Genomic DNA, 21,374 nt, shown 5'->3' with positions numbered 1-21,374 from the left:
GTTTATCAGTCATCGTCTTGGTCACGTATCTTGAGCGTGTAGTCACGAATCAGTTCGGCCTCTTCGAGGGTCTCGTCGGCGAGGTAACCGGCGCGTTGGCTTTCGACGCCTGGGTCGCCGGCGAACCCACTGGAGTCGTAGGCGTCGGCGGACGAACTCGGTTCGTCACCACCGCCCGAAACCCCCGAGAGTGTCGCGTTCAACTCCTCTGACCCGGCGGTAACGTCCTCTGGGTCGCCGAGGATTGCGCTCCCGTTTTGCAGTTCCGTCATCTGGTCTGAATCGTCGAAATCGGCGTTCCCGTTCGACCCGTTTCCGTTGAGAACGTCGATTTGGAGGTCTGTAATCGCGACCTGTATGCTCGCGACAGAGAGCAACAGCGCGAGAAACAGCGTCACGAAGACGCGCCGTGTCGGGAGCAACTCCACGGACGACGTCGACTTCAATCGCGCGAGAACGTCGTCGTAGAGCGCGACCGCCATCTTCGAGGTGCGGTCGGCCTCGACTGCGTCGCGTGCGGTTCGAAGCGCTTCGGCCACAGACGGGTTCACACGCTCGAACTGGTCGATTGGCGACTCCTCCATGCGGAGTGAGTATTCGACGACAGCGACGACGATACCGACCACGAGTGCAACCGGAATTGCCACGTGAAACGTTCCGACGGCATCCACGCCAGGGAGGCGAGAGAGGGGAATCATTTCGGGGAACGGCAAGTCGACGATTCGCAACGCCACGTTCAGCAAAAGCGTCACGACTGCACCGTCTACGACGCTGGGCACGAGTGCTGCTTTCTGGACTTCGCGCCGAACCTCGGTGACGGCAGCGGCCATCTCGCCGTGACGCTCGTCCTCAGTCGCTGTACGGACGGTATCGGCGCTTCTGGGGGAGGTGGTGTTAGATGCCATCACATGCGGGGGGTTTGTCGCCTTCGATTGCCGAACACGCTGCTCGAAGGTCGGATTCGAGTCTGTTTACGTCGCGTCTGAGGTCATCGACTTCGTCTTCCAGCGTGTTGATATCGGTTTCGAGGTTATTGATCTGTACTTCGAGGTCGGAGTTCACGTCGTCGAGTTCCTCGTTTATCGCTTCGAGGTCTTCCAGTTCTTCTTCGAGACGTGCCTGTATCAACGCCCGGTCGTTGAGGTCGGCGACGAGGGCGTCGATGCGACTCCGAGATTGGCGGAGTTGCGTCTCCGTCTCGACGAGTCTGGTCCGAGTATCCGCCAGCTCTGTCTGGGTGGCCTCAAGTCTCGCCTCGGTCGCTTCGAGGTCCGCAGAGACCTGTGAGACGTCACCCTGTGTTCGTTCGAGTGTGGTGTTCAGTTCGGACAGTTCGGTGTTGGCCGACGACAGTTCCTGTCTGGTCTGGGAAAGGTCGGACTCCAGCGCCTCGTTTTGCTCGCGCAACTGCTCGTTCTGGTCGTCGAGCGAGTCGACGGAGTACTGGTAGAACATCGTCGCACCGACGGTTCCAGCGGTGAGGAGGACGACGATGGCGACGAGACCGATATTCAGGGACCGACCGAGGGAACTCATATCAAACCACCTTCACTTTGAGTTCGTCCCCGATACACTTGAACTCGCCGGAGAACCACCTCTCCGAAGTAGACGAGGAAGGCACCGAGGACGAAATACATCCCCCACTCGTCTCGAACTGGCTTCACACCAGATGCATTGTCGCGTGCAGACGTGGCTATTTCGGCGGCATCGTTCGGACCGTACAGACGCCCACCGGTGTCTGAGACGGCCGCCTCGAGGTCTGTCGAGGTTCCGAAGCCACCGTATTCGGTTGGGTAGTTAACCGCGAACGAGGTGTCGAGAACGTCACTGTACCCCTGTTCTGTCGGTACGACCGTCGCTTCGTAGACGCCGGGTCCGACCGCAGAGAACGAGAGGTTGTCCGTCTCGGCAGGCCGACTCTCGCCGCGGTAGACGACGGTCACAGGCGACCCGACACGAGTGTCGCGTACGTCGGTCACCCCCGACGCTTTTCGTTCGGGGTCACCGATGACGTAGTTCGTCGATTTCGTCAGTAGCAACGAGTCAGGACGGACGAGGAGGCCATCGAGCGACCCGTCGCCGCCGTAGGACGTAATCGTCGCCACCCGCCCAAGCCCATAGCGCCACGTGGCGACCGCAGGCGTCCCATCGTCTGCCGCGACGAGGAAGTTCGCGCCGCGCCTGATGGCGACGTCGTTGACGTTTCCGGGGTTGGAGGTCAACTCGACGCCGGCGGTGACGAAGTCGTTCTGGTTGACGATGGTCAGGCCGTCGCCAGCGTACTGGCGGTTCGCCCCGCCGAAGAGAATCCGCAGGCGATTGGTCTCGTCCGCCCGGAGGTAGTTCCCGCCGGACGCGCGGGCGATTGCGCGAAGCGTCTCTTCGTTCGGGTTGGGGCCGGTCCCAATCGTGATGACGCGAACACCATTGCGACCGAGTTGGTTCGCAACAGAGGCCGCGTCTTCGAACCGGTCGTGCCCGTCGCTGATGAGGATGACCGTCCCTTGGCGGTCCCCGAGTTGCTGTGCCGCACCTCTGAGTCCAACGGCGATGTCGGTCGCCCCACCGGATTCGAGTCGGCGAATGAGGTCGGCGGTCGACTCGCGGTTCGGACCGACTGCCCGGAGTGGCGCGACCTCGTATGCGAGGTAGTTGAACCCGACGATGCCCACCTGGTTTTCGTCACCGAGTTGGTCGAGGGCGTCGAGGGCGACGCTCTTTTGGACGCGCATCCCGCTTTCGGCGCTCCCGGAGACGTCGATAGCGAAGACGAGATTCGTCGTCTGTGACGCACCTTCCCCGGTCGTGACGGGGAGCATCGAGGCGAGACTCGACCCGTCGTAATCTCCGTTTTCGAACGAGTTTCGACCACCGACGACGAGCAGGCCACCGCCGTCGATGACGAACCGCTGGAGTGCGTCGACGTTTCCAACGTCGTCTACGTCCATATCCTGAAGGACGACGGCGTGATACCGCGAGAGGTCGGTTGGAACGCGGTCTGCGGTGTCGACGTCGTACAACTCCGAAAGATACGCCCGGAACGGGTAGGTCCCACGTGAGACGTACAGGACTTTCGGTGGGTCGACGACGCGGACCGTCTTGTGGAAGACGTTGTTCCGGTCGAACTCGTCGTCGGTGTCGATACGGGCCGTGATTCGGTGGACACCGGTCTCTTCGAACGTCTTGGTGAACTCGACTCTCCCTGGCGACTGGAACGTCTCCCGAGAGACCTCTTCGCCGTCGATTTCGAGAACCATCTCGACCGTCGTCGACCCGTCTCGAGAGACGCCATCGACCTGTGCGAGGAACGCGTTTTCGACGCCTGCACTCGTCTTCGCCGGGCCGCTGATAGAGACGTACTGTTCGGTATCCGTCGCCGTCGGTGGAACGGCGCTCACCGTCGCGTTCAGGTCGCGGGCTAACGTGGCCGCAGAGGTGAGCGACCGCCCCCGTGTCACCTGCCCATCGGAGACGATGACGACCGTCCCGTCGGGCCGTAAGTTCGCCGCGAGTGCCTCTCCGAGTGCAGACTCGTCGCCTCGGGCGACGGTGGAGACGACCACCGGAACTCCTTCGTCTTCGATGTCGCTCGCGAGTCTCGACGCGACGGACGACGAGACGGCCATGCTGTCAGAGTCGTCGACGAGGAGTGTCACCCGTGGGTCGCCGTCTGTCTGTCGCGTCATTATCGTGTACGGCCCCGCAGCGGCGACGACCAACAGGAGGACGACGAACAGCCGCGACGCGAGCAAGAGCCGCCGCGACCGGGTTCCTGCAGTTCCCGTCGCACCACGGAAGATAATCGTCCACAGGAGGATGGCGGCCGCCGGAGCGACGAGGAGGAACACTGGTCGCGCCAGACCGACGGTGACGTCGCCAAATTCGGTCGTCCACACGAGTGGTGTCATCAGAGGTCACCTCGTCGCCGCAGGTAGCCGAGTTCCACGAACGTGATACCGAGTGCGACGAGGACTGCCCACTCGGTCAACGAATCGGGCACGAGTCGTTCTTCGACCCGCGTGGGGAACTCTGCCGGTACGTTCTCGCCGGACAACGGTGGGGCGACGACGTCGGATTCGGACTCGCTGAGGAGTGACGCGGCGTACCGCTGGCCGTCGACGACGTAGAATCCGGTGTCGGCGAGACGAACTTCCGGACCGGATACACTCCCAGTGGGAGTCTCGACAGTCTGGTTGGGACCGACCGAGAGTGAGTCACCTGTCTCTCGGTTCAGTTCGGCGAGCGTCGAGCGCCCGGCGAGATAGAAGACGGTTCGCTTCCAGAACACCGGGTACTGGTAGTTGTATTTGAACGCCGACTGCTCTTCGATGTAGCCGTAGTAGACGAGTCGGCCCTGCTCACGCTCTGAAATGGCGAGGAGCGACGTCCCATCGTTCAGTGTCACGAGCGACGTTCCGTCTTCGAGGTCACCGACGACGTACTCGGTCGGTGGGGGGAACGTTATCCCGCGGGTGATGTCGTGGTCTTCTATCGACCGAACCGTCGGCGTGGTATCGATTCGCTCTTGGGAGACGAGGAGGAGCGACCCGTACTCTGGCCCGTCTTCTTGGGCCTGAATCGCCACGCCACCGCCGTCTTGGAGAAGGTCGGTTCCGGCATCGAGATTACTCGCGAGCAGGCGGTCTGGATTGACGTTACTGTAGACGATGACGTCGTACGTATCGGGGATGGTCGTCGGAGGGTTGTCCACCGTCAGCGACACCTCGGGGATGACCGACAACGCCGACGTGAGGAACCGGTTCTCGTCGTTCGTCAAGACCAGTACGTCTATCGATTCGTCTTCTGGTGCGGCGACGTATAGCGTATCGTCGGTCGGGAATGCGTCTTCGGTCGTCAACGAGACGCGCCCCCCACCTGGAGGCACTGGCAACGTCGCCGTCGCCACGTCTCCTGGGCCAAGTTGGAGTACTCGAGTGCTCCCGACCAGTTGGACCCGCCGTGTCGCTGTGGTGTCGCCGTAGTTTTTCACGGTGACAGTGACGTTCGTTCCGGAGAAACTGCGGTCGACGATGCCGACGTTACCAGTACCACCACCGGCGAACTGCTGGAGTTCGACGATGAGCCCTCTCGCGCGGGCTTCACGAACTGCGTCTGCCCACGGTGAATCGTCCGCGAAGTCACTGAGGACGACGATGCGTGCGTTCTCTCCTGCGATGGCTGTAGCCGTCGTCACTGCCGCACGGAGGTCGCCGGGCGTCGCAGTCAGGCGGAGTCTTTCGAGGGCCAGTTGCGCGTCTGTACTACTCCCGCGTGTGAGGACGACGTCGGCACTCGCGCCGGCGGCGACGACCGACGTGGTGTCGGTCACTTCGCCACGTGCAGCAGTCAATGCGCTGTCAAATCGCGTTCCACCGTTGTCGCGGACACCCATGCTCGCGCTGGTATCGACGACTAACACGGTCTCACTGACCGTCTCAGACTCCGGGACGAGGACGTATGGCGTCGCGAGCGACCCGACGAGAGCGACGATTGCGAGCAGTTGGATGAAGAGGAGAAAACTGCGGAGGAGTCGGTCGAAGAGCGGGTTCGACGCGTTTCGTCCGGCAGTCTCTATGAGGAACTGATACGTGGGAAGCGTCCGGCGGGCCGGTTCTGGGCGCAACAGATAGAGGATGATGAGTGGGACTACACCCAGGAGGCCCAGGAGGCCGAGGGAAGACAAGAAGAACTCTTCGAGGACCATGCTGAACTGTTGTCGCCTACGAGTATGGATGTTTCTCTGATTGACATTTTCACGTGATAGTCAGTGGTTCTGTCTCGAACACCGCCAATAAAATTACTTTCGAGCATATTCTTGTCAACCACGAATACGACAATGCATAACAATACACTTGAATCATAATACGTCAATATTTTATGCTCCAAAGTTATCTTTCCGGATACGATGGGAACTGATAGATACACGCCACGGTCGTTCGAGGACCTCTCTCCGGAACAGCGCCCGAGTTTCGTCGAGGCGCTCGTTCCGGTCGTCGGACTCGTCGCGTTCCTCGGTATCGGGTCGGCACTGTTGAAACTCGACCCACACATTCCGCTCATCTGGAGTATCGCGCTCGTCGGACTCCTCGGTCGCTACGTCTGGGGCTACACGTGGGGTGACCTCTACGACGGTATCGAACGGAGTCTGTCGATGGGACTGCAGGCACTTCTCATCCTGTTTATCATCTACGGCGTCGTCGCGACGTGGGTCTCTGCAGGGACGATTCCGACGTTGATGTACTTCGGACTCGACCTACTCACGCCCGAGATTTTCCTCCCGGCGACGGCTCTCCTCGTCGGCGTCACCACGTTCGCAATCGGGTCGTCGTGGACTGCCGTCGGGACACTCGGTGTCGCCTTCATCGGTATCGGGTCTGGCCTCGGTGTCCCGGCACCGATGACCGCTGGTGCCATCCTCACGGGTGCGTACGCCGGTGACAAGCAATCACCGCTCTCGGACACGACGAACCTCGCCGCAGCGGTGACGAACACCGACCTCTACGACCACATCCGCGCGATGCGCAACAGTACACTCGTCGCCTTCGGTCTCTCGCTCGTCGGGTTCGTCGTCCTGAGCCTCGGGTTCTCTGGCGCGATTCCCGCCGGTCAAATCTCCGAGATTCAGACCGCACTCGCTTCGACGTACAACATCACGCTGCTGGCGTTCCTCCCGCTTGCGGTCACGTTCGGCCTCGCCGCCGCTGGCTATCCCGCACTCAACGTCCTCCTCGCAGGCGCCTTCGCAGGTGCCCTCACGAGCATCCTCGTCCAGGGTGCGTCGTTCGTTACCGCGTGGCAGGTGTTCATGCGCGGGACGAGTCCGGAGACCGGGTCAGAACTCGTCAACAGTCTGCTCGCCGCCGGTGGCGTCTCTGGGTCCGCGTGGACCATCGCCATCGTCGTCGCGGCGCTGACGCTCGGCGGCCTGCTCGAACAGACGGGCGTCCTCGCCGTCCTCGCACACCGACTCGAACGGGGTGTCGAGAGTACCGGGTCGCTCGTCGCCGCGACGGGAGTCTCGGCAATCCTGACCAACGCACTCACCGCACAGCAGTACATGAGCATCGTCGTTCCGGGCATGACGCTCCGGAACACCTACGACGAGTTCGGTCTCGACAGTTCCGACCTCTCGTCGGCTATCGAGTCGGCAGGGACGCCGACTGGCGCACTCTTCCCGTGGCACGCCGGCGGCGCGTACATGTCCGGCGTCCTCGGTGTGGCGACGCTCTCGTACGCACCATACTACCTGTTCGGCTACCTCTCGCCACTCGTCTTGTTCGTCTTCGTCCTCGCTGGCGTTGGATTCGCTGGGAACGCGACGGACGCGGGCGGTTCGTCGGCGAGTCCGGCAGACGACTGACCCGGCGACACCGTTTCTTAGACGAGGTTTCGTCGCGTCACGGGACGACCGAGTTCTTCATATCCGACCGAATAGTCGCGAGGACGCCGACACCACCGAACAGTCCGAGCACCGTCGGGGCGAACGTCCCTGGGTCGGTCCAGTCGAACGACCGGTAGGCAGAAAAGAGATAGTTGTGCCCGTCCCGTTCGATTCCTTCGTCGGGTATCGAACTCCCGTCTTGCATCACGACGCCACCCGTCTCCATGGCCTCGTCGACGACGCGTCGGTTCGCAGGGTCGAGTTCGTCGTACTTCATCGTGAGCACGTCTCGCGGGAACTCGGCTACTTCCCGTTCGTACGTGTAGTGGTAGTCGTAATCGACGTGGACGACGAACAGCGCGATACCGGTGAGTACGAGCGACCCGAACAGGAAGAACGCGACGAACTGTTTCCACGACGTCATTTCAAAAGCCTGCACCGGGGACGTACAATACTGTTTTGAACGTCCGATACGAGTGGAGTGAACCGGTCTCTTCGTGGACACCACCCCAAAATAGTTCGGCGAAAATTATCAAAAGAGAGTCTCGCCCCGAAAACTACTATTAGTGGACTCTCGGGAGTGGATAGTAACAGCGTCACTATCGACCCATGGACAGTACTCGTGAACGGGAGATGCACTTCGCCCAAGCCCAGGAGATTGCAAACGTGGGGAGTTGGCATCTCGACCTTGCAGAGGGCGAACTCGACTGGTCGGACGAGTGTTACCGGATTTTCGGCATCCCGCGGGGTGAGACCGTCACGTACGAACAGTTCCTGTCGCTCGTTCACCCCGAAGACCGCGAGTACGTCGAAACAGAGTGGGCTGCCGCACTCGACGGAAACCCGTACGACATCGAACACAGAATCGTGGTGGACGGTGAGACGAGATGGGTCCGCGAGAAGGCCGAACTCGAATTCGACGAAGACGGCACGCCGCTTTCGGGTATCGGCGTCGTCAACGACGTCACCGAGAACAAACTCCGAGAGCGGAAAATCCGTGAGCAAAAACGCCGGTATCACTCGCTGTTCGAGAGTATCCAGGACGCGATACTCGTCGTGGACGACGACCAGCGAATCGTCAACTGTAACTCGGCGTTCACCGACCTCTTTGGCTACGAGTTAGCTGAGATAACGGGCACCTCCGTCGACCACATCTACGCCGACGAGATGGAGTTCGACTTCGTCGATTACGCCCTCGACGGTGCCGGTGACGATACCGACGCGTCCACCACGGTACAACTCAAAAAGAAATCTGGACAGGAGTTCCCCGCTGCCGCGACCATCTTCGAACGCATCGACGAAGACGGCGAGTCCAACGGGGTCGTGGGGCTGATTCGAGACATCTCCGACCGAGAAGATAGACTCACGCAGATGAAGGTCATCGACCGAGTTTTGCGGCACAATCTGCGCAACGATTTGAACGTGATACAGGGGTTCGCAGAGACAGCCGAGGGAGAACCCAACGGATTCGAAGCGGGGAAGATACTCCAGACGAGTCAGAAACTGCTCCAGACGGCCTCCAAGTGGAGGGAAATCACGTCGTTTCTCTCGTCACCACCGAAGAAGAAACACCTCGACGTCGTCTCAGTCGTCGAGTCTGTGGTGTCGAGAGCGGAACGGCGACATCCCGAGGCGCAGATTACCGCCGAGTGCCCGCCGAGTTGTCGTGCCGTCTCGACGCGAGCGCTCCACACCGCCCTCGAGGAACTCGTCGACAATGCGGTCGTTCACTCGTCTCGTGAGAGCGTCTCGGTAGCCGTGCGGGTCGAACTCGACGAAACGACTGCCTCGATTCAGGTGGTCGACGACGGCGACCCGATTCCAGAGATGGAGCGACGGGTCCTCTCGTGGGAAGAAGAGATAGAACCACTCTACCACGGGAGTGGGTTGGGGCTGTGGCTCGTCAATCTCATCGTCCGACAGTCGGACGGCGTCCTCTCGTTCGACGAGAACGACCCATCTGGAAACGTCGTGACCATCCAACTCCCACGATTCTAAACTATCCGACAGCCACGATTCTGGCTATCTGGCCGCGCGGTTCCGACTATCTGGCCGCGCGGTTCTGACTATCTGGCCGCACAATTCAGACTACTCCAGTGTCGTTCGAAGCGCGCGAACTTCGTCGAGGACGGCGGTCCACTGTTCGACGGTCCCAGGGAGTGTCTCGTCTCCGAGTCGGCGGTCGATTACGCTCCGAACCTCCCGCGGGTCGTTCACGTCCTCGAACTGAATCCCACCGCCACCGGCCGCTTCGACGGAGACAGTTCCGTAGTCGAACATCGACCCCGTGAGTCCCTGTGAGAACGTGCTGTTCTGCACGCGGTCTAACGAGACGCGTTGGACGGTCCGCGAGAGGATGCCCGTCTTTCGGTAGAGTGCCCTGTCGGTCACGGCGAATCGCGTGTTGGTGACACGAGCGTACGCCAGGAGAGGGATGGCTACTCCGACGAGGCCAACCACTCCGACGAGGGGTTGGTCCACTGCGAACGCGACGGCGACAGCGCCGGCGAGGACGACCACCCCAACGACGACAGCAGGGAGAATCGTCTGGATACGTGGTCGTCCCTCCCAGACGACGACTTCGTCGACCCCGCGTGCCATCCAGTCGTCGATACTCATCGGTCGTCGGTCACCGACGTGTCGAAGTCGAAGTCGGCCTCGTCGGTCTGACGTGTCGTCCCGTCCGACTGTGCGCCCACCGTCTCTGCGGTGTCGTCCCCGCTCGTGCTCACCCGTGACTCGGTACCGCCTTCGACTGCCGCTCGAATCGCGCGGAGTTCGGCGAGGATGTCGTCGAGGACGGCCGCCTTGCCGTCGGATTCTGTGGCTCGTCCGCTGCGTTGCTTGATTCGTTCGTTGACGAGCGACTGCAACGTCTGTGGGTCCGCCACGCTATCGAAACTCATCTCGATACCGCTGCCACCGGCAGTGCTGATGTTCACAGACCCGTATCCGAACTGGGCTCCGAGGAACGTCTGACTGTAGGACGTGTCCTGTACCTTGTCGAACTCGATTCGCTGGACGTTCCGCGAGAGGACGCCCGTCTTCTTGTAGAGGGCGTCTGAGGTGACGACGTAGTTCGTATTCTTGAACGAGAGATAGCCCGCGACGAGGAGTGGAATCCCGACGACGAACAGCGACAGCGGGATGCCGATGACGAGGACGGGAACCAGACTGTAGGGATGTGGCGTGTCGGCCCAGCGCACCTCTTCGTCGGTGTCGAGTGTGAGCCAATCGAAATCGGCAACGTCGATTTCAGTATCCATGTCCGTCACCACTCTGGCCGTGTTGTAATAGTTTTCCGACAGAGGGAAGGCCGCAGTTTCCAGGACAGAACAGCGGTCGGTCCGGTACGTGAGCAGTGGTTCACCTCACTGACAACACCTCCCGGTTGAGCAAACCATTTCAATGATGCCCGCAACCCATCTCTCATGGACAAGCAGTCACTGCTCGACTTGCTGCGTCGCGACGCTCGAGAGAGTGTAGACGACATGGCCCGACAACTGGGCGCAGATGCCGATGCAGTGGCAGCAGCGCTCGAAGAACTGGAAGACGACGGGGTCGTCCGCGGCTATCAAGCGGTCGTCGACTGGAACAAAGTCGACGAGGAAGTCGTCCGCGCACAGGTCGAAGTCGACGTCGAACTCGACCGTGATACCGGATACGACCAGATTGCCCGCCGCATCGCGCGGTTTCCGGAGGTCGGAACCCTTCGACTCGTCTCCGGAGATTACGACTTTTTCATCGAAGTCGAAGGCGACTCGATGCAGGGAATCTCGAAGTTCATCTCCGAGCGTATCGCCCCACTCCCCGAAGTCACGAAGACAGTCACCCACTTCGTGATGGACTCGTACAAGGAGGAGGGTATCGAACTCGGTGACGGTGACGACGACGACCGTCTCTCTGTGTCGCCATGACCATCGGAGACCACGTCGCCGACCGCGTCGAACAGGTTCCACCATCCGGTATTCGGCGCTTCTTCGAACTCGCCGAAGAGATGGACGACGTCATCTCACTCGGCGTCGGCGAACCCGACTTCTCTGCGCCGTGGGCGGCCCGGACCGCTGCTATCGACTCGCTCGAACGCGGAAAGACCTCGTACACGTCGAACCGTGGGATGCGCGAACTCCGCGAGGCCATCTCCGAGCGCGTCACACGCTACGGCCAGGAGTACGACCCCGACAGCGAGATTCTCGTCACGACGGGTGCCAGTGAGGCCGTCGACCTCGCGTTCCGCGCGTTCGTCGAAGATGGCGACGTCGTTGCGATTCCACAACCGTCGTACATCTCGTACACGCCGGGGGCTCTCTTCGCCGGTGGAGACCCACTTCCGGTTCCGACGTCCGCCGAAGACGAGTTCAAACTCACGCCCGAAGCGCTGGAAGCGGCCGGTGCCGACGAGGCGGACGTCCTCGTACTCTGTTATCCGAACAACCCGACGGGTGCGGTGATGACCGAAGACGAACTCGCTGCCGTCGCGGAGTTCGTCGAGGAACACGACCTCGTCGTCTTCTCAGACGAGATATACGCCGACCTTCGGTACGAAGATTCACACGCGTCTATCGTGACGCATCCGGGAATGCGCGAGCGAACCGTCGTGTTCAACGGGTTTTCGAAGGCGTACGCCATGACTGGACTGCGTCTTGGCTACGCGATGGGGCCACCGGAGGCTATCGACGCGATGAACAAGATTCACCAGTACGGGATGCTCTCCGCCCCGACGACGGCACAGTACGCGGCGATCGAAGCGTTGCGGTCGTGTGACGACGAAGTCGAAGAGATGCGTCGTGAGTACGACCGGCGACGACGGTTCGTCATCTCTCGATTCAGAGAGATGGGGATGGACTGCTTCGAGGCGAAAGGTGCGTTCTACGTCTTCCCCGAGGTTCCAGACGGCGACGACGAGGCGTTCGCCGAAGGCCTGCTGGAAGCACAGAACGTCGCACTGGTGCCGGGGAGCGTCTTCGGAGAGGGTGGCGAGGGTCACCTCCGTGTCTCGTACGCGACGAGTATGCGAGAACTCCGCGAAGCGATGGACCGAATCGAAGCGTACGTAAACGGGTAATCGACACCCGATTCCGTCCGTCACTCCTGTCATTCTCTGCTGATATCCCCGTCATTCCTGTCTTTCACTGCTGATACTGTCCGTCACTTCTATCTTTCACTGCTGGTACTGTCCGACACTCCTGTCTTTCACTGTGCGAAGTATTCACACTCGACGGGCACGAATATCTCAGTATGTACGGCGATATTCTGCTTCCAGTCGATGGCAGTTCGGCAGGTGAACAGGCGCTTTCGCACGCGTTCGGCCTCGCAGAACGGTACGACTCGACGGTGCACGTGCTGTTCGTCGCAGACGACACGCGTGACAGCGTCAGCGTCATGGGCGGGACGATACTCGAAACGCTCGAAGAGGAAGGCAACCGCCACGTCGGCGATATCGTCGCCCGCGCCGAAGAACGCGGTGTCGAGGCAGTCGGAGACGTGATTCGGGGTGTCCCGTACGAAGCAATTGTCGACTACGCTACCGACAACGACATCGACGTCATCGTGATGGCGACGCATGGTCGGACCGGCGTCGAGCGCGTTCTCCTCGGGAGTGTCACAGAGCGCGTCGTGCGCACCGCGTCGGTGCCGGTACTGACGATTCATGCCGAGTAGTGAGCACTCAAACGGACGAATTCACCACCGAGAGGGCGTTTCCGCCTCGAACAGAGAAAACCATGACAAACTGTGACATATTATACACACCCAACACGCAAAGTATTATTAAATATGGTTTCGTCCATGGAGACGAATGGTTTCGAGAGGAGATACGGACACCTCCGCCGCTGAGAATACGTCCTCGTTCCAGCTTCGGCTGGACGACCTCAAGCGACGCGGAAGTGCACTCCTCGTCGTCGGTTCGGTTCCGAGAGAGCTCTACTCTCGAGCGTCGAAACAGATGCTCGGTGCCCCGGCAGAGCCACGTCGACGACTCGCCGTGCTGAACGAATCTGCTTCCGTCGACACTCGACTCCACCCCTCGATTAATCGCTCCCCAGAGTGGACGCGCGTGATTCGGTATACGACGCTCGAACGAAGTGCGGCCGCTGTGGCGTCCGGAGGGGCCCCGATACAGTCGGCGTACGAACGCCGCGTCAACGGGGGGGTCGGGCGACTCGGTGCCGAGATTGCAGAAGATATCGACGAGTACGACAGGCTGGCCGACGGCCTTTCTCCTGCCGAACTTCGCGTGGCGTTCGATACGCTCCCAGCGCTCCTCGAGAACTACGAGACAGAGGAAGTGTTCCGCTTCCTGCACGTGATGACTTCCCACGTCCGTGCACAGAAAGGGATGATTCACGTCTGGTCGCCCGGTGACAGAGACGACGAGATAAACAGGATGCTCACCCCGTTGTTCGATGCCATCGTCGAGTTAGACGTCGATGGACCCAGTGCCCGACAGCGCTGGCACCTCCGAGACATCGACGTCTCGTCCGGTTGGTTCCCCTTGGAAGACTGAATTTCAGTTGACCAATACGTTTTTTACCTCTAATCGTGTCACGTACACACAATGGATCAGTCCGGGCAGAGCGCACCGTCTCCCGAGTCCTCTACACTCGAAGTCGGGTTTTCACTCCCGTCAGATGGAACTGGCTTGGTCGTCCGTGACAACGTCGAACGTCACCAGTTTCTCTTGCAGACCCCGTCGCCGGTCGAACCCGGACCGGCGCACGACCAACGTTTTGCGTTCCCGACCGACGCCGCGGTTCGAATCGTGACCGACGAAATCGGAGTTGCTGCGAACACGTTCGTCGGCGTCCGGGACGAAACTGGCTCGATGCTCGCGCAAATTGCCCAGCAGGGTGCAGAGCGATTCGACACGGGAACGTACAGTATAGAGCTGTTTGGACCGGTTAAAACGTATCTCGAAGTCGAGGGACCATTCGAAGTCGATGCACAGCCGCTCCAAACCGTCCTCTCGTTCGACGAGACGCAGACGGTGTTCGTCGGTGCACGGTCGTCTCACGAGAGTCCTGCGACGACAGTGACCACGACTGAAGACCCACTCGACGTGATGCGTGCCGTCTCCGTGTTCAGTTCGGCACTCAAGACGACGAGTGTCGAGCGGTCGTATCCGACACTCCGCGGTCACCCCCCGCTCCTCGAACTCGGCGACGAACTCCACATTCCGGAGGGCCTCAACGTCCCCGATACGGGTGTCCGTATCGAACTCCCGCCGACGCTCCGCCACATCTTCGTGGCGACACCGCTGGCGTACTATCTCGGTGCGACGCTCGTCCCTGCAGAGTCTCCGAGACTCGTCACCGAAGGTGGGTTCGTCCACGAGTTCGACGGCCCACACGGGTTCGAAGAGAGCGTCGCTCGCGCCCTCAAGCGAACCTTCTTCCTCGATTGCGTCGTTCGAACCGAGGGCATCTACGATGTCGACCTTCACGAGCGACAGACTGTCGAGTCACGGACCAGCATCGACGCCCCGGCGCTGTACGACGCCACCCTCAGCGAGCAACTGGACGCGTACTTCGACGTGCCGTACGAGCATATCGCCGACATCATCCCCGAGTGGAAGTTGACGACGCACGTCGCACCACAGTCGGATAACATCGAACTCCTGCCGTTCGTGACGAACGACCTCGCCGTCGTGCGGACGCCGTCGGGGACCGAGATACCACATTCGGAAGTACAGGCCAGCGTCGTCGACAACTTCCTCCGGGACGACATCGTCCGGAGTGCGGGCGCGACGTCACCGAACGAGACGTACGTCCGGCCACGGTCGACGGATTCGGTCGAGCATGCGTGGATTAGTGACGGCACGCCGGTCGGCGCGAGTAAGACGACGCCCACTGCCTACCGCAACCGACTCAAGCGCGAACCAACGACGGGCGACATCGCCATCACCGTCGTCTGTAACGACCCACGGATGCTCGAAGAGAGCGACATCGTCGACGACGTCTACGGGTCACGGAACGGACTCTCGTTCGAGGTGGATGCACACTACAACCTCAGTCGAGCGGAACTCCGCGAGATACTCGCGGAACCGACCGACTTCCTCCACTACATCGGCCACATCGACGACGAAGGATTCCAGTGTCGTGATGGAAAAGTCGACGCAGAGACGCTCGACCACGTCGGCACTGGTGCGTTCTTCCTCAACGCGTGCCAATCGTACGACCAGGGTCTCGCACTCGTCGAAGCCGGTGGCATCAGCGGCATCGTCACGCTCAGTGAGGTCATCAACAGTAAGGCTGTGAGCGCTGGAAGAACGATTGCACGCTACCTCAATCGCGGGTTCCCCCTGCAGACGTCGCTGCACCTCGTCCGAGAGTATAGCGACGTTGGCCACGAATACGCCGTCGTCGGGGATGGGAGCCTCTCGGTCGTACAGGCCGAAAGTGGCTTCGCGATACTCTGCAAAGTAGACCGGGTCGATTCTGATACGTACGACCTGACCTACAGGACGTATCCGACGTCCCGCTGTGGACCTGGCTCGTTGGTCAGCCCTGCATTCCCCGGTCAACAAAAATATCATCTCGGCTCTCAGCAGGTCACGGAGACTGGCTTCTCTGAGGCAGAACTCAAGGATTTCCTCTTGTTAGAACAGATTCCGGTCGTCTACGACGATACAGTCTACTGGAACGACGAATTTCTCTCGTGATTACGGACCGTAGATGTAGGTCGAATTTCCGGCAGCGACACTTCCTGCTTGCGAGAGCAGGAGAGTGAGGGTGAACAGGACGCCCATCATACGGGGGTTCTGACGAAGGTACGAAACCATCGCGTTGGATTCTTCGGACATGTGCACTTGGTTCGAGGAGCGACTGCAAGATATAAATTTTCGTGTAACTCTGTCATGAAATAAACTTAATTAACAGAGATGCAGCTGTAAGAAATTCGAACTGTACTGTATAGAGGCTCCTCGAGAGAGAATTCAGCTAGTAGACGCGAAAACAGCGTTCCCGGAGCGAAAACAGCTTGGTCAGGATTCGTCGGCTTCGGTGGTGTCACCGATGTCGCGGTAGACTGCAGAGAGCCCCTTACTCTCGTCGAGTTGACCCAGTGTGTCGTCGAGTTCACCTCGCAGTTCGGAAAGCTTCTCGGTGAGCGCCTGGTACTCCTCGTTGTCTTCGAGTGTCGCTTCGTCTTTTTCGGACTCGAGGAGCGCCTTCTTCGAGGCGAGCGAGAACAGGTCTTGAATTCCCACGTCGTAGGCGTTTCGCAAGATGAGATTAGAGACTGTATCGGTCAGCGCTTCGCGAGAAACGGGCTTGACGAGATAATCGTCGAAGCCCATGGCGATGATGTCGAAGTCCGGTTCGACAGCAGTCACCATCGCAACACGGCAGTCGAAGCCGCGGTTTCGAATCTCGGTGAGCGCCTCGTCGCCCGAGAGGTCGGGCATCCGACGGTCGAGGAGAACAACGTCAACCTCGTCGTCGAGCTCGTCGAGTGCCTCTCGGCCGCCGTAGGCGACACGAACGCGATAGTCATCCCTAAGCCAGGTTGCGTACAGATCGGCGAGGTCGGGCTCATCTTCGACGATGAGAACTAGGGGCTGTTCTGCACTCATTGGTAGTGTGGTGGTGTTCCGGGAACACTCACGAAACTGAATGTCGTGTGGTGGTATATCAAAATACCTCTTGTTGAGTGTGCCCGGCTCCCGCCTTACATCAGATATGAGAAGGCGGTGTTGTTATACATTCCGGCAAAGCGGAATGTTTTGGTCCGGTGATTACTTACGAAATCGACTCGATGGTGATTCGGTTCGCTTCTATCTCCTCCAACAACGCACCCCATCCGCCGATAGTGAGCGTCTCGCCTTCTGATTCGACTGTTAAGCACACCTGTCCGGCGAGTTCGGAAAACGACAGCGTGTCCTTCGGCGCGGAGACGGCAGTGTAGTGAATGTCTGTCAACTCGCCGACAACCTCTACCGGTTCGCGGTTGTCTGTCTCGACACCATCGACGTGCGTGATGACGCGTTTTCCGTCCTGGAGAAGTGGCTCTACATCCTGAACGAAGTGCCGAATGTCGGTGTAGGCGATGGGTGGTTCGGTAGTTTGTGCGGAGTAGACGACGTCCCAGACCTCCCACAGTGCGGTCTGGAAGTACCAGTGGAAGACGTACGTGAGCGTGTAGTCGTCGACGAGGACGCCGTACTGGTTCACCGAGTCGGCGTGTGGAGCGAAACACGCGCCGGTTCGGTCGATAATCGCCACGAACGGCGTCGGAAGCGTGCGGTGTCTAACCTCTGATGCAGCACCCCGAAACTGTGCCTCGTCGACGTCCGTTATCTCCTCTTCGTGTTCCGGGTGGAGTGAGACTTTTATCAGTGCCCCGTTCTCGTACGCCTCCATGAGGGACGGGCGAAGGGCTTCGAACTGCTCGGGGGTCGCCGAGAGTTGGACCTCACTCTTCGCGTCTCGAATCAGTTCTTTCGTGCGGTTGAACACCGTCTCGAACCGTTTTACGATACTCAACATGTGACGGTCGACCGCCGGTTCCTCCCACCGTGACTCGATTTCACCTGCCGCTTCGTCGAGTTGGGCGGCCCGGCTTTTGAGCGCCTCCATCACGGATTTCGGGTCGCACGCCCGTGCGTGAAGATTGTCCTGTTCGTACGTCTCTATGTAGCCTTTCGATTCGAGGTCCCGAAGCACGTCGTAGATTCGTGCTGTCGGGACGGCACACGCGTCGGCCAGTTCAGTTGCACTCGCAGCACCCAACTGGAGGAGGGCTACATACGCCTCAGACTGGTATTGAGATAACCCTGCGTTCCGAAGTGCAGTGCGGAGCTCCGCAGTATCCATCGCTTAATAGACTCACAACATACGTCCCTATTAATTATCCCTATATTCTCGAGTCTGTAGAAGCCCTCTCGAACGGGTACGAACGTGAGAGATTCGTCTGTGAGTGGAGAACTGCGTTCGACGGTCGAAAAAGCGAACGGGCGTTCCGAGGTTACTCGCTCGGGCTGTAGTTCGGCGCTTCGTCGGTAATCATCACGTCGTGGGGGTGACCTTCGGTCTGGCCGGCCGACGAGACGCGGACGAACTTGGCGCGCTCTTTGACTTCCGGAATCGTCTCTGCGCCGACGTAGCCCATCCCGGACTGCATCCCGCCGACGAGTTGGTGGAGTTCGGACGCGAGCGACCCTTTGTACGGCGTCGCAGCCTCGACACCTTCGGGAACGTACTCTTCGTCTTCGTCGTCGTCTTTGAGGTAGCGGTCGGCACCGCCGGAGCGCATTGCACCGACGGACCCCATGCCGCGGTACTGCTTGTACTTCTTGCCGTTCATCGTGATGACACGGCCGGGCGCTTCGTCGGTACCTGCGAAGAACGACCCGAGCATGACGGCGTCTGCGCCGGCAGCGATGGCCTTGATGGCGTCACCGGAGTAGCGGATGCCACCGTCGGCGATGACGGGGATGTCGTATTCGGATGCGACGTCTGCGACTTCGGCGACGGCGGAAATCTGCGGCATACCGGACCCGGAGACGACGCGAGTCGTACAGATGGAGCCGGGACCGATACCGACCTTGATGCCGTCTGCGAAGTCGACGAGCTCTTCTGCGGCCTCGCGCGTGCCGACGTTTCCGACGACGACGTCGGCTTCGACGGTCTCCTTGATTTCGCGGGCGGTGTCGATGACGTTGAGGTTGTGCGCGTGGGCGCAGTCGATGAAGATGACGTCGGCACCGGCCTCGTCGGCCTTCTGGGCACGGTCTCGGTCGAACGGACCGACTGCGACACCACAGACGAGGCGGCCGTCTTCGTCGCGGGCGGCGTTCTCGTGTTCACGACGCTGGAGGATGCCCTGCATCGTCACGAGACCGACGAGGTGGTTGTCCTCGTCGACGATTGGAACGCGCTCGATCTTGTGGTCGTACATGAGCTCGAGGGCTTCACGGGCGCTCACGTCGCGCGTGGCCGTGATGACCTCGTCCGTCATCGCTTCGCTGACCTCGTCGGACTCACCGACTTCGAGGTACGGGCGGATGTCGGTGCCAGAGATGATTCCGAGGACGATGTCGTCGTCGTCGACGACGGGGGCACCGGAGACACCGGCACGCTCCATCATCTCGTCGACGTCGCTGATGGTCTGGCCTGGTTTGGCCGTCACCACGTCTTCGCGCCGGATGACGAGTTCGTCGGCACGCTTGACGCGTTCTATCTCGTGGACCATCATCTCTGCGTCCATGTTGCGGTGGAGGACGCCGAGGCCACCTTCACGGGCCATCCCGATTGCCATCCCACTCTCGGTGACGGTGTCCATCGCCGCAGAGAGAATCGGGATGTTGAGTTGGACATTCTTCGAGACGCGCGTCGAAACGTTTGCGTCGTCGGGTTCGACACGACTCTCCATCGGTCGGAGCAGTACGTCGTCGAACGTGAGGGATTCGGGTACCCGAAGCTTCTCAGAGAAAGGTTCTCGGTCAGGAACGTCGTTCGCCATATCAAGCGTGGTTCCGGGGACGACAAAAGGGTTGCGAGATAGCACGGGCGTGTTGATGTATCGCAAACACACTGGCGAGATATACATAGTTGTGGATAGGTATGCGCAGTGTAGTGAATCGCCGACTGTGTGTCTCTGTTACTATCTAGCAGGGCGCAAGACCCTCGTGAATAATCACCATATTCACGAACTTGTACTATAGTATCGTAGCTGAAAAGAGGGAATAATCTACGAATTGTAGCTCCTTTTTAAGTTGGGTCCACTGATACTCGTGTCCCATGCGGTCGTATCCCACACAACGTTTAATACTCCTGTCCTAAATCTATCGTGTATGGACTCCACGTGTCCCGCTGCATCGCGTATTGCCGGTCAACTGACCACCGACTCCGGCATTCTCTTTACACAGATGTGGCTGACATTTAAACGGGAGTTCAATATCGGACCAAAAGGACCCACTGTGCGACACCTTCGTTCGCCACTGTCTGAATTGCGTCCATATCGCCGCTTGGGCCATGGTGAAGGCCAGTAACATCGAATGAGTGTCTCACGTCATCCAGTCGCCCTTCGTCTCGAGCAACAGGTCGGTGGTGCCACCCGCTTGTTGGCGACGGTTATGGGTCTGCCCCTCGTCGATGGTATCTTCCCCGCGCTCATCATCGCAGGAGCGTTGACTACTGCGGCGGGCGACCCATCTATCACGGGCATCCTCCAGACCGGACTGCTCATCTTCGGTGGCTCTGCGACTGTCGCAGTCATCCTCGCAGAGATGGACGGCACGCGCCGCGAGCAACTCACGTCCATCCTCCTGCTGGGTGCACTCCTCATTCCAGTGGCCGTCGCAGAGGCCGCTGTCGCAGAGACCATCGAGACGCTCCTGAACTTCGAAGTGTTCCACCGCTTCGCTGGACTCGTCATCCTCGCCATCGCGGCGAAGACGGCGTCCTCGAAGGTCGGTGAGTATCTCCCCTCGCCGAGCGTCATCATCGGTCTCGGCCTCGTGGCGAGTTTCGACCCCTCGGGCGCAGAACTCATCGTCAACCCCGACATGACGCGACTCCTCAGTGCCGGTGCGGCGGCCGGAACCGGCGTCGCCTTCGCTGGGTCCGTCGCGCTGTTCGCGCCTCGCCTGCGCGGGTCGGTCGACATCGACCTGTTCCGCTTCGGGAGTTCTGTCGCCCTCGGCATGCTCGCACTCGACGTGCTGGGCCTCATGCCGACGAAGGCCCCTGTCGCCCTCGGCGTCCTCGGCGTCACGGCGCTGTTCGCGTTCGACCCCGCTGGAGCGAACGAGGACGACGTCGAGTTCGACGACCTGACCGTCACCGACGGTCCCGAACCCGGTGATTCGATGGCCTCCGGGGCCGTCGCGGACGGCGGCGACGACATCACGAACGAGGACGCTGTCGATTCGGCTGTCGACGACCACGACGTCGGCGACGACGACTACGACTCCCCACAGGAGACGGGCGACGACGCCTCGGAACCGGGCTACGGCTACCCCGGTGAAGACGGTTCCCGCGCCCCGTGGCTGTAA

Annotated in this window: 19 protein-coding genes; 8 read left to right on the top strand and 11 right to left on the bottom strand. The window is 60.4% G+C overall.

Features of this window, described 5'->3' with window-relative positions:
- Positions 1-5: 5 nt before the first annotated feature.
- Genes GJR99_RS02885 through GJR99_RS02870 form a run of 4 tightly spaced genes read right to left on the bottom strand, consistent with a single transcriptional unit; the run spans position 6 to position 5,704 of the window.
- Entirely contained in the window at positions 6-905 is a 900-nt protein-coding gene (locus GJR99_RS02885; protein ID WP_191967058.1) for a DUF7502 family protein, read from the bottom strand.
- The gene (locus GJR99_RS02880; RefSeq protein ID WP_151109169.1) at positions 895-1,536 is read right to left on the bottom strand and encodes a chromosome partitioning protein; all 642 of its coding nucleotides are present in this window, start codon (positions 1,534-1,536) and stop codon (positions 895-897) included. Before GJR99_RS02880 ends, GJR99_RS02885 begins: the two co-directional genes overlap by 11 nt.
- On the bottom strand, positions 1,533-3,908 hold the full coding sequence (locus tag GJR99_RS02875; protein WP_151109168.1) for a vWA domain-containing protein: 2,376 nt from the start codon (positions 3,906-3,908) through the stop codon (positions 1,533-1,535). Before GJR99_RS02875 ends, GJR99_RS02880 begins: the two co-directional genes overlap by 4 nt.
- On the bottom strand, positions 3,908-5,704 hold the full coding sequence (locus GJR99_RS02870; RefSeq protein ID WP_151109167.1) for a vWA domain-containing protein: 1,797 nt from the start codon (positions 5,702-5,704) through the stop codon (positions 3,908-3,910). Before GJR99_RS02870 ends, GJR99_RS02875 begins: the two co-directional genes overlap by 1 nt.
- 201 nt (positions 5,705-5,905) lie before the next feature.
- Here GJR99_RS02870 and arcD point away from each other — a divergent pair, with 201 nt between their 5' ends.
- A complete protein-coding gene (gene arcD, locus GJR99_RS02865; RefSeq protein ID WP_151109166.1) occupies positions 5,906-7,360 on the top strand; it encodes an arginine/ornithine antiporter ArcD in 1,455 nt (484 codons plus the stop codon).
- Positions 7,361-7,397: 37 nt separating this feature from the next.
- Here the strand turns inward: arcD and GJR99_RS02860 are convergent, their stop codons facing one another.
- Complete coding sequence (locus GJR99_RS02860; protein ID WP_151109165.1) at positions 7,398-7,805, bottom strand: hypothetical protein; 408 nt, start codon at positions 7,803-7,805, stop codon at positions 7,398-7,400.
- Positions 7,806-7,990: 185 nt separating this feature from the next.
- Here GJR99_RS02860 and GJR99_RS02855 point away from each other — a divergent pair, with 185 nt between their 5' ends.
- Positions 7,991-9,379: a sensor histidine kinase gene (locus tag GJR99_RS02855; RefSeq protein WP_151109164.1), complete on the top strand. Its 1,389-nt coding sequence runs from the start codon at positions 7,991-7,993 to the stop codon at positions 9,377-9,379.
- Positions 9,380-9,469: 90 nt separating this feature from the next.
- Here GJR99_RS02855 and GJR99_RS02850 read toward each other — a convergent pair whose 3' ends face one another.
- Positions 9,470-10,000 carry a PH domain-containing protein gene (locus GJR99_RS02850; protein WP_151109163.1) on the bottom strand — a complete coding sequence of 177 codons (531 nt, stop codon included), beginning with the start codon at positions 9,998-10,000 and terminating at the stop codon, positions 9,470-9,472.
- Positions 9,997-10,647 carry a PH domain-containing protein gene (locus GJR99_RS02845; protein ID WP_151109162.1) on the bottom strand — a complete coding sequence of 217 codons (651 nt, stop codon included), beginning with the start codon at positions 10,645-10,647 and terminating at the stop codon, positions 9,997-9,999. The genes GJR99_RS02850 and GJR99_RS02845 overlap by 4 nt, the downstream gene beginning before the upstream one ends.
- A 165-nt stretch (positions 10,648-10,812) precedes the next feature.
- On the opposite strand from GJR99_RS02845, the gene GJR99_RS02840 reads away from it, so the two are divergent.
- The 5 genes from GJR99_RS02840 (at position 10,813) to GJR99_RS02820 (ending at position 16,040) form a co-directional block, all read left to right on the top strand.
- On the top strand, positions 10,813-11,298 hold the full coding sequence (locus GJR99_RS02840; protein ID WP_151109161.1) for an Lrp/AsnC family transcriptional regulator: 486 nt from the start codon (positions 10,813-10,815) through the stop codon (positions 11,296-11,298).
- Positions 11,295-12,446 (top strand): pyridoxal phosphate-dependent aminotransferase, encoded by a 1,152-nt coding sequence (locus tag GJR99_RS02835; protein WP_151109160.1) that lies wholly within the window; start codon positions 11,295-11,297, stop codon positions 12,444-12,446. Before GJR99_RS02840 ends, GJR99_RS02835 begins: the two co-directional genes overlap by 4 nt.
- A gap of 173 nt (positions 12,447-12,619) precedes the next feature.
- Positions 12,620-13,042, top strand: coding sequence for a universal stress protein (locus GJR99_RS02830; protein ID WP_151109159.1), 423 nt, complete (start codon positions 12,620-12,622; stop codon positions 13,040-13,042).
- Between the two features lie 136 nt (positions 13,043-13,178).
- Positions 13,179-13,886, top strand: a complete 708-nt coding sequence (locus GJR99_RS02825) for a DUF7504 family protein (RefSeq protein ID WP_151109158.1) — start codon at positions 13,179-13,181, stop codon at positions 13,884-13,886.
- A 135-nt stretch (positions 13,887-14,021) separates the two neighbouring features.
- Positions 14,022-16,040 (top strand): hypothetical protein, encoded by a 2,019-nt coding sequence (locus GJR99_RS02820; protein ID WP_151113820.1) that lies wholly within the window; start codon positions 14,022-14,024, stop codon positions 16,038-16,040.
- Here GJR99_RS02820 and GJR99_RS17355 read toward each other — a convergent pair whose 3' ends face one another.
- The 4 genes from GJR99_RS17355 to guaB form a co-directional block, all read right to left on the bottom strand.
- Positions 16,041-16,181: a DUF7503 family protein gene (locus GJR99_RS17355; protein WP_191967057.1), complete on the bottom strand. Its 141-nt coding sequence runs from the start codon at positions 16,179-16,181 to the stop codon at positions 16,041-16,043. It abuts the gene before it with no gap.
- 180 nt (positions 16,182-16,361) lie between these two features.
- Positions 16,362-16,952, bottom strand: a complete 591-nt coding sequence (locus GJR99_RS02815; protein WP_151109157.1) for a HalX domain-containing protein — start codon at positions 16,950-16,952, stop codon at positions 16,362-16,364.
- Positions 16,953-17,118: 166 nt separating this feature from the next.
- Positions 17,119-18,192 (bottom strand): TrmB family transcriptional regulator, encoded by a 1,074-nt coding sequence (locus GJR99_RS02810; protein ID WP_151109156.1) that lies wholly within the window; start codon positions 18,190-18,192, stop codon positions 17,119-17,121.
- A gap of 151 nt (positions 18,193-18,343) precedes the next feature.
- Positions 18,344-19,840, bottom strand: a complete 1,497-nt coding sequence (guaB, locus tag GJR99_RS02805; RefSeq protein WP_151109155.1) for an IMP dehydrogenase — start codon at positions 19,838-19,840, stop codon at positions 18,344-18,346.
- Between the two features lie 613 nt (positions 19,841-20,453).
- On the opposite strand from guaB, the gene GJR99_RS02800 reads away from it, so the two are divergent.
- Complete coding sequence (locus tag GJR99_RS02800; protein ID WP_151113818.1) at positions 20,454-21,374, top strand: DUF5794 domain-containing protein; 921 nt, start codon at positions 20,454-20,456, stop codon at positions 21,372-21,374.

This window comes from Haloferax marinum (genome assembly GCF_009674625.1).
GTDB lineage: Archaea > Halobacteriota > Halobacteria > Halobacteriales > Haloferacaceae > Haloferax > Haloferax marinum.
This window is presented reverse-complemented; position numbering and strand designations above follow the sequence as displayed.

Coding starts and splice junctions, on each gene's coding strand:
- GJR99_RS02870 (WP_151109167.1), bottom strand. CDS start 5,704: ATGGTCCTCGAAGAGTTCTTCTTGTCTTCCCTCGGCCTCCTGGGCCTC.
- GJR99_RS02845 (WP_151109162.1), bottom strand. CDS start 10,647: ATGGATACTGAAATCGACGTTGCCGATTTCGATTGGCTCACACTCGAC.
- GJR99_RS02810 (WP_151109156.1), bottom strand. CDS start 18,192: ATGGATACTGCGGAGCTCCGCACTGCACTTCGGAACGCAGGGTTATCT.
- GJR99_RS17355 (WP_191967057.1), bottom strand. CDS start 16,181: ATGTCCGAAGAATCCAACGCGATGGTTTCGTACCTTCGTCAGAACCCC.
- guaB (WP_151109155.1), bottom strand. CDS start 19,840: ATGGCGAACGACGTTCCTGACCGAGAACCTTTCTCTGAGAAGCTTCGG.
- GJR99_RS02825 (WP_151109158.1), top strand. CDS start 13,179: ATGGTTTCGAGAGGAGATACGGACACCTCCGCCGCTGAGAATACGTCC.
- GJR99_RS02880 (WP_151109169.1), bottom strand. CDS start 1,536: ATGAGTTCCCTCGGTCGGTCCCTGAATATCGGTCTCGTCGCCATCGTC.
- GJR99_RS02885 (WP_191967058.1), bottom strand. CDS start 905: ATGGCATCTAACACCACCTCCCCCAGAAGCGCCGATACCGTCCGTACA.
- GJR99_RS02800 (WP_151113818.1), top strand. CDS start 20,454: ATGGGTCTGCCCCTCGTCGATGGTATCTTCCCCGCGCTCATCATCGCA.
- GJR99_RS02835 (WP_151109160.1), top strand. CDS start 11,295: ATGACCATCGGAGACCACGTCGCCGACCGCGTCGAACAGGTTCCACCA.
- GJR99_RS02850 (WP_151109163.1), bottom strand. CDS start 10,000: ATGAGTATCGACGACTGGATGGCACGCGGGGTCGACGAAGTCGTCGTC.
- GJR99_RS02855 (WP_151109164.1), top strand. CDS start 7,991: ATGGACAGTACTCGTGAACGGGAGATGCACTTCGCCCAAGCCCAGGAG.
- GJR99_RS02840 (WP_151109161.1), top strand. CDS start 10,813: ATGGACAAGCAGTCACTGCTCGACTTGCTGCGTCGCGACGCTCGAGAG.
- arcD (WP_151109166.1), top strand. CDS start 5,906: ATGGGAACTGATAGATACACGCCACGGTCGTTCGAGGACCTCTCTCCG.
- GJR99_RS02860 (WP_151109165.1), bottom strand. CDS start 7,805: ATGACGTCGTGGAAACAGTTCGTCGCGTTCTTCCTGTTCGGGTCGCTC.
- GJR99_RS02875 (WP_151109168.1), bottom strand. CDS start 3,908: ATGACACCACTCGTGTGGACGACCGAATTTGGCGACGTCACCGTCGGT.
- GJR99_RS02815 (WP_151109157.1), bottom strand. CDS start 16,952: ATGAGTGCAGAACAGCCCCTAGTTCTCATCGTCGAAGATGAGCCCGAC.
- GJR99_RS02830 (WP_151109159.1), top strand. CDS start 12,620: ATGTACGGCGATATTCTGCTTCCAGTCGATGGCAGTTCGGCAGGTGAA.